This is a genomic window from Dyadobacter psychrophilus, assembly GCF_900167945.1.
GTDB classification, from domain to species: domain Bacteria; phylum Bacteroidota; class Bacteroidia; order Cytophagales; family Spirosomataceae; genus Dyadobacter; species Dyadobacter psychrophilus.
In genome coordinates this window covers 125,330-142,224 of sequence record NZ_FUZA01000006.1, presented here as the reverse complement: position 1 = coordinate 142,224, position 16,895 = coordinate 125,330, and the positions used below count along the sequence as shown (strand labels likewise).

The 16,895-nt window shown below is 42.7% G+C and carries 18 protein-coding genes; 17 read left to right on the top strand and 1 reads right to left on the bottom strand.

What is annotated here, in order from left to right; all coding sequences use genetic code 11:
- Positions 1–2: 2 nt before the first annotated feature.
- The 14 genes from B5X68_RS20605 to B5X68_RS20540 all read left to right on the top strand — a co-directional run bounded on the left by B5X68_RS20605 (position 3) and on the right by B5X68_RS20540 (position 13,352).
- Complete coding sequence (locus B5X68_RS20605; protein WP_082216665.1) at positions 3–533, top strand: DUF3341 domain-containing protein; 531 nt, start codon at positions 3–5, stop codon at positions 531–533.
- Complete coding sequence (locus tag B5X68_RS20600; protein ID WP_082216664.1) at positions 533–1,156, top strand: c-type cytochrome; 624 nt, start codon at positions 533–535, stop codon at positions 1,154–1,156. Before B5X68_RS20605 ends, B5X68_RS20600 begins: the two co-directional genes overlap by 1 nt.
- A 32-nt stretch (positions 1,157–1,188) precedes the next feature.
- Positions 1,189–2,544, top strand: coding sequence for a quinol:cytochrome C oxidoreductase (locus B5X68_RS20595; protein ID WP_082216663.1), 1,356 nt, complete (start codon positions 1,189–1,191; stop codon positions 2,542–2,544).
- 21 nt (positions 2,545–2,565) lie between these two features.
- A complete protein-coding gene (locus tag B5X68_RS20590; protein ID WP_082216880.1) occupies positions 2,566–3,672 on the top strand; it encodes a cytochrome c oxidase subunit II in 1,107 nt (368 codons plus the stop codon).
- A gap of 28 nt (positions 3,673–3,700) precedes the next feature.
- A complete protein-coding gene (locus tag B5X68_RS20585) occupies positions 3,701–5,581 on the top strand; it encodes a cytochrome c oxidase subunit I (protein ID WP_082216662.1) in 1,881 nt (626 codons plus the stop codon).
- On the top strand, positions 5,559–6,584 hold the full coding sequence (locus B5X68_RS20580; RefSeq protein ID WP_082216661.1) for a COX15/CtaA family protein: 1,026 nt from the start codon (positions 5,559–5,561) through the stop codon (positions 6,582–6,584). The genes B5X68_RS20585 and B5X68_RS20580 overlap by 23 nt, the downstream gene beginning before the upstream one ends.
- An 18-nt stretch (positions 6,585–6,602) precedes the next feature.
- Positions 6,603–7,496 (top strand): heme o synthase, encoded by an 894-nt coding sequence (gene cyoE / locus B5X68_RS20575; protein ID WP_082216660.1) that lies wholly within the window; start codon positions 6,603–6,605, stop codon positions 7,494–7,496.
- Between the two features lie 19 nt (positions 7,497–7,515).
- Positions 7,516–8,103, top strand: a complete 588-nt coding sequence (locus B5X68_RS20570) for a cytochrome c oxidase subunit 3 (RefSeq protein ID WP_082216659.1) — start codon at positions 7,516–7,518, stop codon at positions 8,101–8,103.
- A gap of 11 nt (positions 8,104–8,114) precedes the next feature.
- Positions 8,115–8,885, top strand: a complete 771-nt coding sequence (locus B5X68_RS20565) for a cytochrome c oxidase subunit 3 (RefSeq protein WP_082216658.1) — start codon at positions 8,115–8,117, stop codon at positions 8,883–8,885.
- Between the two features lie 29 nt (positions 8,886–8,914).
- Positions 8,915–9,244: a cytochrome C oxidase subunit IV family protein gene (locus B5X68_RS20560; RefSeq protein ID WP_082216657.1), complete on the top strand. Its 330-nt coding sequence runs from the start codon at positions 8,915–8,917 to the stop codon at positions 9,242–9,244.
- A 9-nt stretch (positions 9,245–9,253) separates the two neighbouring features.
- Entirely contained in the window at positions 9,254–9,883 is a 630-nt protein-coding gene (locus B5X68_RS20555) for a hypothetical protein (RefSeq protein ID WP_082216656.1), read from the top strand.
- Between the two features lie 2 nt (positions 9,884–9,885).
- Positions 9,886–10,425, top strand: coding sequence for a DUF420 domain-containing protein (locus tag B5X68_RS20550; protein WP_082216655.1), 540 nt, complete (start codon positions 9,886–9,888; stop codon positions 10,423–10,425).
- Positions 10,422–10,703: a CAMCR motif-containing small membrane protein gene (locus B5X68_RS20545; RefSeq protein WP_082216654.1), complete on the top strand. Its 282-nt coding sequence runs from the start codon at positions 10,422–10,424 to the stop codon at positions 10,701–10,703. Before B5X68_RS20550 ends, B5X68_RS20545 begins: the two co-directional genes overlap by 4 nt.
- A gap of 132 nt (positions 10,704–10,835) precedes the next feature.
- Entirely contained in the window at positions 10,836–13,352 is a 2,517-nt protein-coding gene (locus tag B5X68_RS20540; RefSeq protein WP_082216653.1) for a glycosyl hydrolase, read from the top strand.
- Between the two features lie 3 nt (positions 13,353–13,355).
- Here the strand turns inward: B5X68_RS20540 and murI are convergent, their stop codons facing one another.
- Complete coding sequence (gene murI, locus B5X68_RS20535) at positions 13,356–14,165, bottom strand: glutamate racemase (RefSeq protein WP_082216652.1); 810 nt, start codon at positions 14,163–14,165, stop codon at positions 13,356–13,358.
- A 159-nt stretch (positions 14,166–14,324) separates the two neighbouring features.
- On the opposite strand from murI, the gene B5X68_RS20530 reads away from it, so the two are divergent.
- The 3 genes from B5X68_RS20530 to B5X68_RS20520 are packed head-to-tail and all read left to right on the top strand — an operon-like array spanning position 14,325 to position 16,813.
- Positions 14,325–14,915, top strand: coding sequence for an RNA polymerase sigma factor (locus tag B5X68_RS20530; RefSeq protein ID WP_082216651.1), 591 nt, complete (start codon positions 14,325–14,327; stop codon positions 14,913–14,915).
- A complete protein-coding gene (locus B5X68_RS20525; RefSeq protein WP_082216650.1) occupies positions 14,896–15,702 on the top strand; it encodes a hypothetical protein in 807 nt (268 codons plus the stop codon). The genes B5X68_RS20530 and B5X68_RS20525 overlap by 20 nt, the downstream gene beginning before the upstream one ends.
- 10 nt (positions 15,703–15,712) lie before the next feature.
- Positions 15,713–16,813 (top strand): hypothetical protein, encoded by a 1,101-nt coding sequence (locus tag B5X68_RS20520; RefSeq protein ID WP_141110371.1) that lies wholly within the window; start codon positions 15,713–15,715, stop codon positions 16,811–16,813.
- The last annotated feature ends 82 nt before the right edge of the window (positions 16,814–16,895 follow it).

Sequence of the window (16,895 nt, the reverse complement as noted above, 5' to 3'; positions counted from 1 at the left end):
ATATGGCAGAATTATCTGGTAAATATTTGGTCGGAGTTTACGACGATGACGATACTGTTCTTCACGCAGTGCCAAAGCTCAGAAAAGCAGGAGTAAAAATTAAGGAAGTGTATTCTCCATTTCCAATTCACGGACTGGATGAAGCTTTGGGACATCCAAGAACAAGAATCGGGATTGCCGCATTCATGTTTGGTGTAACAGGATGCTGCGTCGCATTGACGCTAATGATCTGGACAATGGGAATTGACTGGCCGATGATCGTCGGTGGTAAGGATCCGATTTCGATTCCTAACTATATCCCCATCACTTTTGAGCTTACTGTATTATTTACAGCATTTGGAATGGTAACAACATTCTTTATATCAAATGGCCTGGGACCCGGTACTCACTTTCATCCAAGATTCGACGTACGCTCAACAGATAACAAATTTGTAATGGCGATTGATCTGGGAAGAAATTCAATGTCAGAAGACGAAATATCAAGAGCGTTAAAAGACAGCGGAGCAGAAGAAGTCAACATTAAGCAATTTTAATGGAGTTTGAGAAAATGAAATTTAAAAATTTATATAAATATCTGTTAGTTGTTGCTGTAATCCTTACCGCCGCGGCTGGTTGCAAAAGGGATCCTAATGATCCGGGTAAAGAGTATGCGCCGAATATGTATCTCCCTGTTGGTTATGAACCGTACAAGCAGGAAAAAGCCAACCCTATTAATCCAATGGGTTTGACAATGAGATTACCAGTTGCAGGAACAGTTGCTAGACGTAACTATCAAACGTCTTTCGGGCAAGCAGATTCAGCGAGCACAGATTTGATGGTTTATAACATTCCGGCTGACAGTATTGCTATCGCAGAGCGTGATTTGAAAAACCCTATTCCATTGAATGAGAATACTTTGGCGGAAGGTAAAGTGCTTTACGACAGATATTGCCAGCATTGCCATGGCGCAACCGGAGCCGGAGACGGGAAAGTTGCTGCAATGTATAAAGGGGTTCCTAATTACGCGAGCGACGCCTACAAGAATCTGAATGAGGGTCATATTTTCCACGTCATCACACATGGAAAAGCACGTATGTGGCCTCATGGATCTCAGATCAATCCTGAGGAGCGCTGGAAAATTGTACATTATGTACAAAAATTGCAGAAGGGAGCTTAATTACTTTTTGATAACAGAGAAATAAATAAATAATGGCATCAGCACATTCGATTCCTTCTATTGAAGAACGGTTTGAATTTACATCGGGGGCTAAAAGAAATTTAATCATAGGCGGCGGTATAGGCGTTGCGCTAATCGTATTGGGTGCTTATCTAGCGGCTAATGGTGGTGGCGGACACGAAGCCGCGGCACATGGTGCAGAAGCAGCTGCCGCAGTTGGGCATGGTGCAGCTGAACACGGAGCTGCCGGTCACGAGGCCGCAGCAGCAACCGGACATCATGAAGCAAACTGGGTAACCCGTATCTGGGCTAATCTTTGGGTGAATGGTGTTTATTTCACCGGTATGGCGGTTGTCGGAATGTTCTTCATTTCTTACAATTATCTGGCACAGGCTGGATGGTCAGCAGTGTTTAAGAGAGTTCCGGAAGCACTTCCAGCATTCTTGCCAATCACAGGAGTAGTAATGTTGCTGACATTTTTCTTCGGTGGCCACGACTTGTTCCACTGGACACATGAAGGTCTTTATGAAGTTGGTGGTCCTGAATATGATCCAATTATAGCTGGTAAGAGAGGATTCTTAAATACTCCATTTTTTGTTTTCAGACTTGTATTTTACTTCGTTGTGTGGTACGGAATGTGGCGAGTGATCCGTAATTTGTCGTTGAAAGAAGATGAAATTGGAGGAACTGAATTTTACGAAAAGTCAATCCGTTTCGGAACAGCATTCCTGGTTGTTTTTGGAGTTACCTCATCCACATCAGCGTGGGATTTTGTAATGTCGATTGACACACACTGGTTTAGCACAATGTTCGGCTGGTATACATTAGCGAGCTGGCATGTAGCTGGTCTGGCTGTGATAACGCTGACCATTGTAATGCTGAGAGAGCGTGGGTATTTGAGAGCGGTTAATTCAAGCCACCTTCGCGATTTAGGTAAATTTGTATTCGCATTCAGCATTTTCTGGACTTACGTATGGTTTGCTCAATTTTTATTGATTTACTACGCCAACTTACCAGAAGAGACGATTTATTTCTTAGAGCGTTTCAGAGGACATGACGGATTTTTCAAAGCACCGTTCTTTATTACATTGTTCCTGAATTTCTTCTTCCCTTTCCTAGTGTTAATGACACGGGATGCGAAGTATACACATTCAATTCTTAAAGTGGCTTGCTGGAGTGTGATCATTGGTCATTATATGGATTTTTATACCAATATAATGCCCGGAACACTTGGGTCAAGTGCAGGGTTCGGTCCGTTGGAATGGGGATTTTTCCTTCTGTTTATTTGTGCGTTCGGTTATTCAATTGCAAGTCAGTTAGAAAAGGCCAACTTGATACCAAGGAATCATCCAATGTTGGAAGAATCATTGCATCACGATATCGCCTAATTGCAAAACCAGTTTATCATCATGTATATTATTATCGCATTAGTTGCTCTTGTTTTTCTGGTTCTCACAGGCGTCGTGATATCCAGGCTTCAGAATGTCCTTAAAAGTGTAAATAAATCGGATTCACCAGATGCGGAGCCATCGGGTAACAAATGGAATGGAGCGATGTTTATCGTCATTCTGATTGTAGGTGCGGTGAGCATTACCTGGTCTTATCTTCATGCTCGCGAATTCTTTTTGCCCGAGGCATCTTCAATTCACGGCCGCAGAACGGATGATTTGTTTTGGTTCTCAATGGGGATTTTGACGATTCCTTTTATCATTGTCAATTTCCTTATATTCTTCTTTGCCTGGAAATATCAGCATAAGAAAAACCATCGTGCATCATTTTACCCTGATAACCATAAGCTGGAACTTATCTGGACGATCGTTCCCGCCATTGTTATGGCACTTCTGGTTTTTACCGGATGGAAAGCCTGGTCCGACATTACATCTGACGCTCCGAGAGATGCAGAAGTTATTGAAATCACAGGTAAGCAGTTTAACTGGATCGTGCGTTATGCAGGGGTTAGTGACAACAAGTTAGGTGACTACAACTACAAGTTGATCGATTCCCAAAATGAGGTTGGTATTGATCTTTCCGACGAAAATTCGTTTGACGATTTTACAAATCCAAGCGAAATGCACATTCCTGTGAATCGCCCTGTTCTATTGAAAATTCGCGCGAGAGATGTTTTGCACAGTGTATTCATTCCGCACATGCGTGTGAAAATGGATGCAGTTCCGGGGATGCCAACTAAATTTTGGTTCGTTCCGGATAAAACAACTGCTGACATGCGCGCTGAGACAGGTAACCCAAACTTTGATTATGAAATTGCTTGTACAGAGGTTTGTGGTCAGGGACACTTTTCAATGAAGATTCGATTGATCGTAGAAGACGAAGCTTCTTACAAAAAATGGTGTGCAGAGCAAGCTACTTTCTTGCAGACATATCCAGAGTATCTTGCAAAAGTTCCGGAGAATTTGAAAGCGAAGGCGATGAAATATGTGCCAGCCGAAGCGGCTACTCCTGCTGATAGTTCAGCAACTTCTACAGGAGGAGCAGGATCAAGTACAAGTCTACGCTAATTTGTTAATTTAAATACATTAAAAGTATATGTCAGCTATTGAAGGATTGGAAACAGCTCATCACCACGAAACTGAGCATGAACACCACCATGAAGCACAAAACTTTTGGCAGAAATATATATTTTGTGAAGATCACAAAGTTATAGCGAAGCAATATCTGATCACCGGGATTATGTGGGCGGTGATTGGGATTTCCATGTCTGTTATCTTCCGTATTCAATTGGGTTTGCCGGATTCGAATCTTTCCTGGCTTAAACCTATTTTGGGTGGTTGGATTAGCGACTCAGGCAAATTGGATCCCAACTTCTACCTCGCTTTGGTTACTATGCACGGAACTATTATGGTGTTCTTTGTATTGACGGCCGGATTGAGCGGTACATTCAGTAACTTCCTGATTCCGCTTCAAATTGGAGCGCGTGATATGGCGTCTGGGTTCATGAACATGTTATCATACTGGTTCTTTTTCCTTGCCAGTGTTATCATGTTCGCGTCATTGTTTTTGCAAGCAGGACCAGCTGCCGGCGGTTGGGTAATTTATCCGCCATTAAGTGCTTTGCCACAAGCGCATCCAGGCTCAGGAATGGGTATGACGCTATGGTTGGCGAGTATGGCACTTTTCATTGTATCTCAACTTTTAGGGGGTATAAACTACATTACGACGGTTATCAACTTGCGTACAAGAGGAATGTCGTTCGACCGCCTTCCGCTAACGATCTGGTCTTTCCTGATTACGGCTGTATTGGGTCTGATTTCGTTCCCGGTTCTTTTGTCATCCGTATTGTTACTGATTTTTGACCGCCATTTCGGAACGAGCTTCTATCTTTCAGACATTTATATTAATGGTGAAGCGCTGCCAAACGTGGGTGGTAGCCCGATCTTGTTCCAACACTTGTTCTGGTTCCTGGGACACCCTGAGGTTTACATTGTATTGTTGCCAGGACTTGGAATCACTTCGGAAGTTATTGCAACCAATTCTCGTAAGCCGATTTTCGGTTACCGTGCGATGATTGCGTCCATGCTGGGTATTGCATTCCTTGCCTTTATTGTTTGGGCTCACCATATGTTTGTAACAGGTATGAATCCGTTCTTAGGATCTGTATTTATGTTCCTTACATTGATCATTGCGGTTCCATCTGCGGTGAAAGGCTTTAACTACATTACGACACTCTGGAAGGGAAACATTGTTTTCACACCAGGGATGTTGTTCTCAATCGGTCTTGTTTCATTGTTCGTATCAGGTGGTTTGACCGGGATTATTCTTGGAAACAGTGCACTTGATATTCAACTTCATGATACTTACTTTGTTGTAGCTCACTTCCACCTTGTGATGGGAGCGGCATCAGCTTTCGGACTTTTTGCAGGTGTTTACCACTGGTTCCCTAAGATGTTTGGTAGAATGATGAATACGACATTGGGTCAGATTCACTTCTGGTTGACATTCATTGGTATTTATCTTGTGTTTATCCCAATGCACTATGTCGGTATCGCAGGTTTCCCGCGTAGATATTACCAGTTCACCAGCTACGACTTTACGCATAAGTTTATGGACATGAACATGTTCATTTCTATCGCTGCGATCTTGTCGTTCCTTGCACAGTTTATCTTCCTATGGAACTTCTTTTACAGTATTTTCAAAGGAAGAAGAGCGCCGCAAAATCCTTGGAACTCAAATACTTTGGAATGGACTGCACCAATCAACCCTGGACATGGGAACTGGGTTGGAGAAATCCCGGCAGTTTATCGTTGGTCCTACGATTATAGCAAGCCAGGAGCGAAGGAAGATTTCATTCCGCAAAACATACCATATTCTCAGACTCTGGAATCTAACTTCCCGCATGAGAATGAACTGATAGCCACAGAAAAGGCGATTGAGTCACAAAATTATAATGACCAGTTCAACGCACATTGATATCAAGGCCAACCGACGTTTTCGTCGGTTGGCCTTGAATACTGTCATTGTACTCTATTTTCTGATTATAGCGGGTGGGGTAGTGAGAAGCACGGGTGCTGGAATGGGTTGTCCGGATTGGCCCAGATGCTTCGGGAGATGGGTTCCGCCAACTGAAATTTCGCAGTTACCAGCCAATTACAAGGAGCTTTACGGCGCAAAGCTCAAAGGCGAGATAGAATTTAATCCCGTTAAAACGTGGATTGAATACGTGAATAGACTTCTGGGCGCATTTACAGGAGTAATGATTTTTCTGACCCTGCTAGCCTCTATTCCTTTTCTCAGATCCGGCAACAAGCGTATTTTTTATTACAGTTTGTCAGCGTTCATTTTGGTAGGATTTCAGGGGTGGCTCGGCGCCAAAGTTGTGTCCTTTGAACTGTTACCAATTGTTGTAACGCTTCATATGCTGTTGGCCATTGTGATCGTCTTTCTACTCTTATTTTTGTTTACGTGGTCAGCTTATGCGGGCAACATTTTGCAGCTGAAAGAGTCGAGTAAGAAGGCAATTGGTGGAATAGGCGTTTTGGTTATTACATTATCGCTGATTCAGATCTTGCTGGGAACACAGGTGAGGGAGGCGATGGATGAAGTGATCCATAAATTGGGTTATCAGGCAAGAAACAAGTGGATTGATGAACTGGGATTGAATTTTTACATACACAGGTCTTTCTCGATTCTTGTATTCATTGTTAATCTGTATTGGATCAATAGGATTTTTAAAGCGGAAGGCAGGGAATCGATAGCAGGAAAAATAGCATTTGCATGCTTCTGGATATTAATTCTCGAAATTGTTACCGGGATTTTGATGGCTTATTTCGGTGTTCCGCCCTTTGCTCAGCCGTTACATTTGACGTTTGCCATATTGTTGATTGGATTACAATTCGTGATTTGGCTTGTTGTAAACGGGAATAAGTATTTGAAGTATTCATCGGATATCCGGTTAGAGAAAAGTACGATTTAGAAATAAATAATTGTTGTAATGATATCAGCTGAAGAGAGCTTAGGAGTAGTTGGGAGGATAAGGGAAAGAATAGGCGTTTTATTTGAGTTGTTAAAATTCAGGCTGGCATCGCTGATTGCTTTTTCAGGTGCAATGGGCTATTGCCTGGGTGCTAAGGAAGTTGAAACAGGCAAATTGGTTCTTTTTGTTATCGCATCAATTGCCGTAACAGGCGCAGCCAACATTATCAATCAAATTCTTGAAAAGGACTTTGATAAATTAATGAAAAGAACTGCCAACCGACCATTGCCTAGCGGAAGGATCACAGTAGATCAGGCGATAATCTGGGCCGCATTTTTAGGCGTTATGTCGATGGCGATTTTTGTGCTCGTATTCAATCTCAGCACTGGTTTAATTTCGCTGTTATCGCTGGTTTTATACGGGTTTGTTTATACACCATTAAAAAGAGTTGGCCCGATCGCGGTCTTTGTGGGAGCTTTCCCAGGCGCATTTCCTCCAATGATTGGCTGGGTTGCAGCAACAAATCACTTTGGTTTAGAGCCGGGCATTTTGTTCGCGATTCAATTTTTCTGGCAATTTCCCCACTTCTGGGCCATTGCCTGGGTGTTAGACGAAGATTATAAGAGAGCAGGGTTTAAATTGCTTCCGGCCAACGGCTTAAAGGATGTTAATACGACTTTGCAAATAATGATTTATACCGTGTTCCTGCTGCCGATAGGCTGGTTACCATACGAATTGGGTATGACGGGAATCAATTCAGCTTTTGTCGCTACGGTATTTGGCGTTTTGTTCTTGGCTCAAACTTTCCACTTAATGCGCACTTGCACGGATAAAACGGCAAAGCAATTGATGTTCGGATCGTTCATATATTTGCCAATTGTGCAGATCGCGTTTTTGTTGGATAAATTGTGAAAATGAAAAATCAGTGAAAATGGAAAGTGTTCAGCAGTATAAAGTAGATAAAGAACCTCAGGCAACATTGGCTATGGACCCAATGAAGTTTATCCTGTGGTTATTTTTGGTTAGTATTATCATGTTATTTGCTTCTCAATGCAGCGCATATCTAGTGAGAAGAGCAGAAGGGAACTGGCTTGAATTTGAGATGCCAAAGATTTTCTGGTATAGCACAGGTGTTCTTTTGATGAGCAGTGCCGCTATGCAATGGGCTTTCTTTTCGGCAAAAAAAGATCAGTTCAAACAATTGAAAGTAGCAATTTCTATTACTTTTGTACTCGGTCTGGCCTTCCTTTGGATGCAGTTTGAGGGATGGAAAGAGCTGGTTGCCATGAATGTTTATTTCGTTGGAAATCCTTCTGGTTCGTTTTTTTATGTGTTCACCGGATTACACGGTTTCCACATTATCAGCGGATTAATTGTTTTGCTTTATTCACTGACAGCTGCATTTAAGTTAAAAGTGCATGCAAAGAATTTAAGACGCATTCAGATCTGTGCCACTTATTGGCATTTTCTAGATTTACTTTGGTTATACCTTTTTGTTTTTTTATTGACTTTTAATTAATACTTTTTTCAATGGCTGCAAATGTAACAACACCTGGCGCGGTAGAACCCAAAATGTGGATGGGGGGAATTGAGCCTATGAAAGCAAGTTATGGTAAACTGATGATGTGGTTTTTCCTTATCTCAGATACCTTCACTTTCTCAGCCCTACTCGTTGCCTACGGTACAGCGCGGTTCAGCTTCCCTGCTTATTCGGGCGATGTAGCTGATTTTACATTTTCAAACATGTATTGGCCGATTCCTGAGAAGGTCTATGAGGCGGTGCCTTTCCTTCATGGAATTTCTCTTCCCCTTGTCTTTGTGGGAATCATGACCTTTATTTTGATCGCGAGTAGCGTGACAATGGTGCTTGCAGTGGAAGCAGGCCACCGTATGGACCGTGCCAACGTTGAAAAATATATGCTTTGGACAATCCTGGGAGGATTTACATTCTTGGGCTGTCAGGCTTGGGAATGGGCTCACTTTATCCATGGCACAGATACGGGAAGTGTAATGAAAGTGATTGAAAACGGCACTTGGGTCGATAAAACAATATTCGGGGCAAACCTGACGGAAAATCAATATGGTCCTCCGGCATTTGCTGACTTCTTTTTCTTCATCACTGGTTTTCACGGAACGCACGTTTTCAGCGGTGTTATCCTTAACATTCTTATTTTCTTCCGCACAGCAACAGGTTTTTATGATAAGAGAGGAAGCTATGAAATGGTTGAGAAAGTGGGACTTTACTGGCACTTTGTAGATTTGGTGTGGGTATTCGTATTTACATTCTTTTATCTGGTTTAATTCATCTAATAATATTAATTCCTAATCAAATGTCGGAAGTACATCATATTCACAACCAGGATCCAAACGCAGGTGCCGAGCAACGCAAAGCAATCTGGAAAACTTTTTGGATTCTCCTTGTATTAACAGCAGTCGAATTCCTTATTGCTTTTACGGTCCCCCACGGAATTTTGAAAATCACTATTTTCATCGTGATGACGATCGTTAAGGCATTCTATATAGTTGGTGAGTTCATGCACTTAAAGCATGAGACCAAGTCGCTGATCTGGTCGATCCTTGTTCCTGTTATATTTGTCGCCTGGTTAATATTGGCGTTAATGTTGGAAGGGAACGCGATTTTTGAAGCTATATTCGATTAAATAGTTCGCATGAAGAATTTTCCCAAGGCCGGATTGCTGATCGTAACATTAGTAATACCGGCTTTGATTTTTGTGATGCTCAGGCTTTTCGCAACCAATCACTACGATCTTCCTTATTTCAATCCGCAAGTGGGTAGCGACGGAAAAATTGTCATCGTAAATGGGGATACTGTTTTTCACAAGCGTGAAGCATTACAACTGGCTTCGGGAGAATATAAGCTTGGGAATGACATCTCGGTAATCAGTTTTTTGCCAGGAGCATGCTCAGACACTTGCAGGCTTGTACTATCCAACCTGGAAAGGGTTTATGACATGCGCAGTGAAACGAATAGCTTAACCATTAAAACGCTCTCGGAGGATAGTGTCTTAGCGTCCCCGGCATATCCTGAAGAGTTGGGCAAGGAAGGTTGGGATATATTTCGAGCTACGAACGCAGAGGCGGGCAAGCTTCTAAATTTGCAATCCGCTTCTTTGCAAGAAAAACCCGAACTTTATCAGGTTGAAAGCAGGTTAATGTTAATAGACAGCAAGGGCTATACAAGAGGTTTTTACAACGGAGCCAGTTCCGAGGAGATTGACCGCCTGATGGCGGAAGTGAAAATTTTAAATTACGAGAATAAAGCAAGTGCTTATCCATAATTATGGCAACATTAGTCTTAGAAAAGAAACCGAAATACGAACGCATTATCAACATTCTGGCTATTGTAATTCCGATTGCAGTTGCGGCATTGTTAGGAATTCGCCAGAAAGTAGAACTCGGTGCATGGACAAAAGTGCTTCCTCACGTTATCGGTGTTATTAATACGCTGACAGCCGTTTTCTTGATTGCAGGATTTTATTTTGTTAAGAATAATAACATTAGTGCACATCGCAAGGCGATGACAGGCGCGTTTTTACTGGGCGCCGTGTTTTTGGTTTGTTATATTTTGTACCACATTTCGAACAAGTCAACACCTTTCGGTGGTGAGGGTTTTGTGAGGCCAGTTTATTACTTTTTACTGATTTCGCACATTACATTGTCGATTGTGGTCGTTTGGTTTGTATTGCGTGCGGTGTATTTTGGTTATACCAATCAAATTATGGAGCACAGAAAAGCGGTGAAATGGGCTTTGCCGATCTGGCTTTATGTGAGTATCAGCGGCGTTGTAGTTTACCTGATGATTAGTCCCTATTACGTATGAAAAACTTTAAGATCATATTCGGTTTTGTAATGTTGTTCGTGCTTTCAGGCGTTGACACCTGGGCGCAATGTGCCATGTGCCGCGGATCAGTGGAAAGCTCAATGGGAAATGGCAGGAACAATGTTGGCGTGGGCCTTAATACGGGGATCATGTTCTTATTTGTAATGCCTTACTTATTGGTTGCTGTGATTGGATATCTGTGGTATCGCAATAGCAAAAAGAATTTGCAGGAGCGGCAGTTCATTGCTTCCCGCGTAAAGCAGGCATATCAAGGATAAGATTTAAGATACTACTATATAAAGCGAAGCAGCAATCTGCTTCGCTTTTTTTTGCGCTAATCTCAAACATAAATAATATCGTTTGAAGGCGTAGAAAAGAATTTTGAAGCCTTTAATGAGAAACTTAGATCTATGCGACTGGTACTTTTTCTTCTCCTGCTTTTGAATGGCGCATTAGCGAATGCCCAGGCAATTTCAACTTCCAAACCCTGGACTTTCTGGTGGTGGATGGGTAGTGCAGTGAATAAAAAGGACATCACAACCCAGTTAGAATACTTTCAAAAATCGGGAGTAGGCGGCGTTCACATTATCCCCATCTACGAAGTGAAAGGGTATGAGTCGCAATCTGTTCCTTTCCTGACTCCACAATGGCTGGATTTGGTGCAGCATACAGTGCGTGAAGGCAAGCGATTAGGCCTCGGTGTGGATCTAACCACAGGGACCGGCTGGCCATTTGGCGGCCCGAATGTTTCGCAGGAATTGGGAGCAAAGAATATGACGGTCAAAAACAATGCACTAATAATTCAGCCTACTAAGCAAAAAGTAAAACGCGCTGCGCCGGGTGGCGAGGGGTTGGTGCTTGATCCGTTCCATTCAGCAGCCATGTCGCGTTATCTCACGAGGTTTGATTCGGCTTTTGCGGGCAAAACAGATCTGCCCCGTTCGATGTATAATGATTCCTATGAGGCATACGGCGCCAACTGGACGGATGATTTTCTGCAAGAATTTAAGAAACGACGAGGTTATGATCTGGATAAAAACCTGACATTGCTAATAGATTCAACTGGAAAAGCAGGCTCTGAATTGGTTCGGGTTGATTATCATCAAACATTGTCTGAATTGCTTCGGGAACGCTACGCAAAACCGTGGACGGATTGGAGCAAAGATCATGGGTTTCTGACAAGATATCAGGCACACGGCTCGCCTGGAAATTTGCTGGACCTCTACGACGCAGCGGACATTCCCGAAACGGAATCTTTTGGCACCAGCCGCTTTTCCGTTCCTGGCTTACGCATTGACCCGGATTATTCTATCGATCAGTTTGGAACACCCGATCCACTGGCTATGAAATTTGCTTCTTCGGCTGCACATTTTTCTGGTAAGAAACTGGTGAGTTCGGAAACAGGAACCTGGCTAGCGAATCATTTTAAAGTGTCGTTATCGCAGGTTAAGCCGCAGATTGACGAGCTTTTCACAGCAGGCATTAACCACATTTTCTATCACGGGAGCACATATTCGCCTGCGCAGGAGCCATTTCCAGGATGGTTATTTTACGCTTCCACGAACTTTGGATCGACTTCACATTTCGCTGAGCACTTTTCTTTACTGAATAAATACGTACAGCGCTGTCAGGAGCTGCTGCAAAATAGCAAGTCGGACAATGATGTGCTGGTCTATTTTCCGATACATGATCTTTGGGCAACGAAAGCAAAGTCATCCGGTAATGCTCATTTACTGGAAGTGCATCATGTGGATCGCTGGCTGCTGGACTTGCCTTTTGGTAAGCTGGCACAGGAGCTTTGGAAAAAGGGTTTCGGTTTTGACTACGTTTCGGATTTACAACTTACCCGATTGAAGCTGGACAGCAATGGTGACCTCACAAGCGAAAATGCAGTTTATAAATCCCTCATCATTCCTGCAAGCACCTACATGCCCGCAGAAACACTAGAAGAGTTGCAAAGACTCGCAGCGGCAGGAGCAAAAATCATTTTCCAGGATCATTTTCCTGAAAAAACAACGGGTTATTCAAATGGTCCTGAAAAGCAGAATAGCTTTTTGAACGATTTAGGTAAATTGAAAAAAGAGAAAACTGTCCGAGTTTCCAGTGATTTTGAAAAAGAGCTGATTACTAGCGGTGCATTCCGCGAATCGTTCGCCGCCAAAGGCCTGACATTTATTAGAAAGAAAACACAGGATAACAAACGACTTTATTTTATTAGCAATTTGGCTAACCAGTTCAAGGAAGGCTGGATTAAGGTTAGCATTGCCGGCGGATTAGAACAGCTGTATGCACTGGATGAAAATGCTTCATGGAAACCGATTCCACGAGATGGAGATACAATTTATTTGAAGCTTCTGCCAGGACAGTCATGTTTTCTGAGAGAAACAACAAAAAATGCAAGCAAAGAAAAGGTCAACATTGCAGACAAGGAATTTGAAATAAAGGGGAAATGGGACCTGAAATTTCTAAAAGGCAGACCTTCAATTCCAGCAGGAGCAAAGTTGAATGAACTGAAAACCTGGACAAGCTTGCCCGACTCCGCAGTTTACTTTTCAGGAACGGCCAGATATGAAGTTCGATTCGATTGTCCTGATAACCTGCTGAAAAGCGGGATCAAAATCCTGGATCTGGGTGATGTAAGGGAAGTGGCGGCCGTTAAGTTGAATGGTAAGCCCATAGGAACGGCTTGGAGCATTCCTTTTCACTTAGAAATTTCAGAACAGCTCAAAGCGAAGGGTAATGTGCTTGAAATTGAAGTAACAAATCTTTCAGCTAATTATATGCGGCTCCGGGATACACAAAAGCCGGATTGGAAGAAATTTCATGACATTAACATTGTCGACATCACTTACAAAAAGTTTGACGCGACAAAATGGGAGCCTATGCCATCGGGCCTGTTGGGGCCGGTAAAGATCCTTTTCCATTAAACCTCACTCCCAAAGCGGATAATGTGCAAGCTGGATCTGACTGCCAAAGAAAATGTTCGTTGATTGCTCAAAAGAAAGTGTGTAATCGGATACATAAAATGCGCGTTTGCCTTCGCCTTTTTCATTCACCAGGTAATGCTGTTCGAGCCACGATTTCAACGAAAAAGCCACGATTTCAGAAGTGTCAAGAATCTCAACATTTCCATTATAGAATTGTCCGATTTGGTTTTTTATCAGCGGATAGTGCGTGCAGCCCAGGATCAATGCTTCAATGTCTAAAAGAGAAGGATCGGAAAGATAACTTGTAATAATGCTTTCGCTAATGTTATTATCAAAAAAACCTTCCTCGATCATCGGTGCCAGCAGTGGCGTTGCGAGCGATTTTAATTGAATATTTTTCCCCAAAGCATCCACTTTCTTTTTGTAAACATTAGAAAGGACAGTTTGCTTTGTTCCGATAAGACCGATCGTCTTTCCGTCATAATGTTCCTTAATGTAATCCACCACAGGATCAATTACATTCAAAACCTTTGCCTTACTTCCTACATATTCCCTTACCAGCTCATATGCAGCAGCAGAAGCCGAGTTGCACGCTATGAGGATCAGCTTACAATTTTGCTGCAAAAGCATATTGCATATTTTAATAGAATATGCCTGGATTGCGGCCGTGGATTTGTCGCCGTAAGGAAGATGCGCAGTGTCCCCGAAATAGATCGTATTCTCCTGCGGAAGAAGCCTGGTAACTGCACTGGCAACGGTCATTCCGCCAATGCCACTATCAAAAATCCCGATTGGGGCAGAAGAATCAAACATATTGGATGGGGTGAATCTTTGTGTTAACAGATATTTGGTTCAAAACTAAAGGAACGGTTGGAATAAACTTTAAAAATTAAATCAAATCATAAATTTTTTGAGAACTGATGCAACCTCCCGATCAGGAATGCGCATCTTGCTATTGAAACTGCCAAATTAATGGGTCGAATTTTATCACTTTTTAGTAACGAGGGACAGCTGATCAAAGCGCTTAGGAAGGAAGATCCGAAGGCACAGCGACAGTTGTACGATAAATACAGCGCTCGCATGCTGGCTTTATGCTTTCGTTATATCTGTGATGATATGGCCGCCGAGGATGTAATGGTTGAGGGTTTTATCAGAGTATTTGCCAAAATAGAGCAGTTCAATGAGGAAGGCAGCTTTGAAGGATGGATTCGCAGGATTATGGTGAATGAAGCGCTGGGATATTTGAGAAAACAAAAACGCATCCTGGAAGATACATTATCCGACGAGGCAAACAACATTCCGGATTACGCGCATGCCGACCAGAATCTGGAAACGCAGGAATTACTAAATCTGATTGAAACGCTGCCAACCGGATACAGAACGGTTTTCAATTTATATGCTATTGAAGGTTATCCGCACATTGAAATTGCGCAAATGCTCGGCATAGCAGAAAGTACATCAAAATCGCAATTGCACCGGGCAAGGGCCATGCTGCAGAAAATGGTGGCGGATTGGGAAAATGAGTTTAAAAAAAAAGTAGAATATGAAAAAGCATCCGGTTGATGATCTTTTTAAAAGCAGGCTTTCGGAGTTGGAAAAAACTCCTTCATCCGCTGCCTGGGAAAAAATTAAAACTAGGACAAAAAAGGAGCGCCGGCTAGCGGGTTGGGTTTGGTATGCCGCGGCGAGCATTGTGATAACGCTTGTGGCCGGTTATATCGTCTGGAATAGCGAGCGTTCCAACATTGAAACGATTGGCAAGGAAAAGCGACTTGCCGTAGTTTCTAAGCCGACAAATGTTGCAGAGGAACAAAAGCCAGAAATTGTCCGGGAAGTGCAAGTTGAAGTAAAGGAAAATCCGGTTGCTTCTAGTGAGCTTGCAGCTAATGTAAATAGGCGACCGTTGAAACCGTCAAATAATGTTAAGCCGAAAGCAGAGAAGCAGATCAATGCAGAAGGCCAAAACCAAACCGCTGAACCGCAAAATCTGGCGACCAATGATGCACTAGTCAAAGAAGAGCCAATTGCGGAGTTGCCGATCCTTGAAAAGGTTTCTCCAAAAACAGAAGAAGTTCTTGCAGCCAAAGTTACACCAACGCCGGTTGAGCCGACAAGGATTGTTGTGGTGGCTGTGGAAACAAATGATCTGGACGAGGAAAAGCCTAAGTCTTCCAAATTTTCGAAAGTATTTCGTCAGCTAAAAAATGCGAGAGCGGGCGAGCCTGTGGATTGGGAAGAAGTAGGTTTTAATCCAAAAAGCCTGGTTGCAAAAGTAGACGACCGATTGCGCAATGGAGAAGAAAAAGTGTCGGAAAAATATCATAACCTCAAAGAGAAAACAAAACTTTAAAATCACAGCCATGAAACTGAAATTATATACCGCTGCATTCATTCTGCTTTTTGCGATGAACATTAACGCAAGAGATTTCGACAACCCCTACCCGGCTCATCAATTCGAAAAAGATTCTATCATAGTAACTTTTGGCGATAAAACGAGGCTTATAATCTATGGAGAAAACCGGAAGGAACTGGATAAGATAATGCAGTATGACCTCAATACATTGCTTAAAGATCTGAAAATCAAACTCGACAGTTCCAGCGCGGACACTACATATTTGAGGGAGGAGATTAATGGTAACAAATATTTGAAGGACAAGTCCAATGACGAAGATTATGTGCGGATCGGTCTGCGCGGAATTCATATCAAGGGCGGAGACACGGAAGTGCGGATCAATGCAAAGGGCGTTGAAGTGAATAACGATGGAGACACAGTTACCACCGATTCGAATTACAGACACACGGGAAAGCGCTTCTACAAGTCGGGAGGCGGTTCAAGTCCTAGAAAAGGTTTTAACATTGCATTGGGACTAAATACATACGGAACCAATGAAGCAACCCCGGGCTTTGATAAGACGACTTATGACCTCAAACCATTCGGTTCCCGATTTGTGAGCTTAGGCTACATAGCCAGTACAACCGTCGTCCGTGGGAAAAATGCAAGGCTGCATCTTGATTTTGGAGTTGATTTTTCCTGGTATAACTTAATGTTCGACGGAAATAATACGATTACAAAAGATTCTCTCAAAGTCGATTTCTCACCGGTCGAGGATGAAGATGGGAACGAACTTATCATGAAGAAGAGCAAGCTGGTTGTGCCATATGTGAATATTTCCATTATGCCAACACTCAGTTTCCCGCGATCTTTCATCTCATATATAAGCGCTGGTGTTTATGGAGGTTACCGAATAGGCAGCTATACGAAATTGAGACGTGAAGGAAGTAAGGATGTGGACCACGTGAGGCAAAACTTTTATATCGAGGATTTGCGCTATGGTTTAGCCGCCGAATTGGGCATCAGAAATTTTCCGGACTTTTTTGTAAATTATGATTTCAATAACCTTTACGAAGGAGGCAGGGGGCCTTCGGTAAGGATGCTGAGCTTCGGAGTAAGATTATTTTAAAATGCCCAAATGCGCGCAATAGCGGTTTAAAACAATGTATTTTGTTTGGGCCGCTATTTTTCTTTATTTTTTTTTCAAAAGA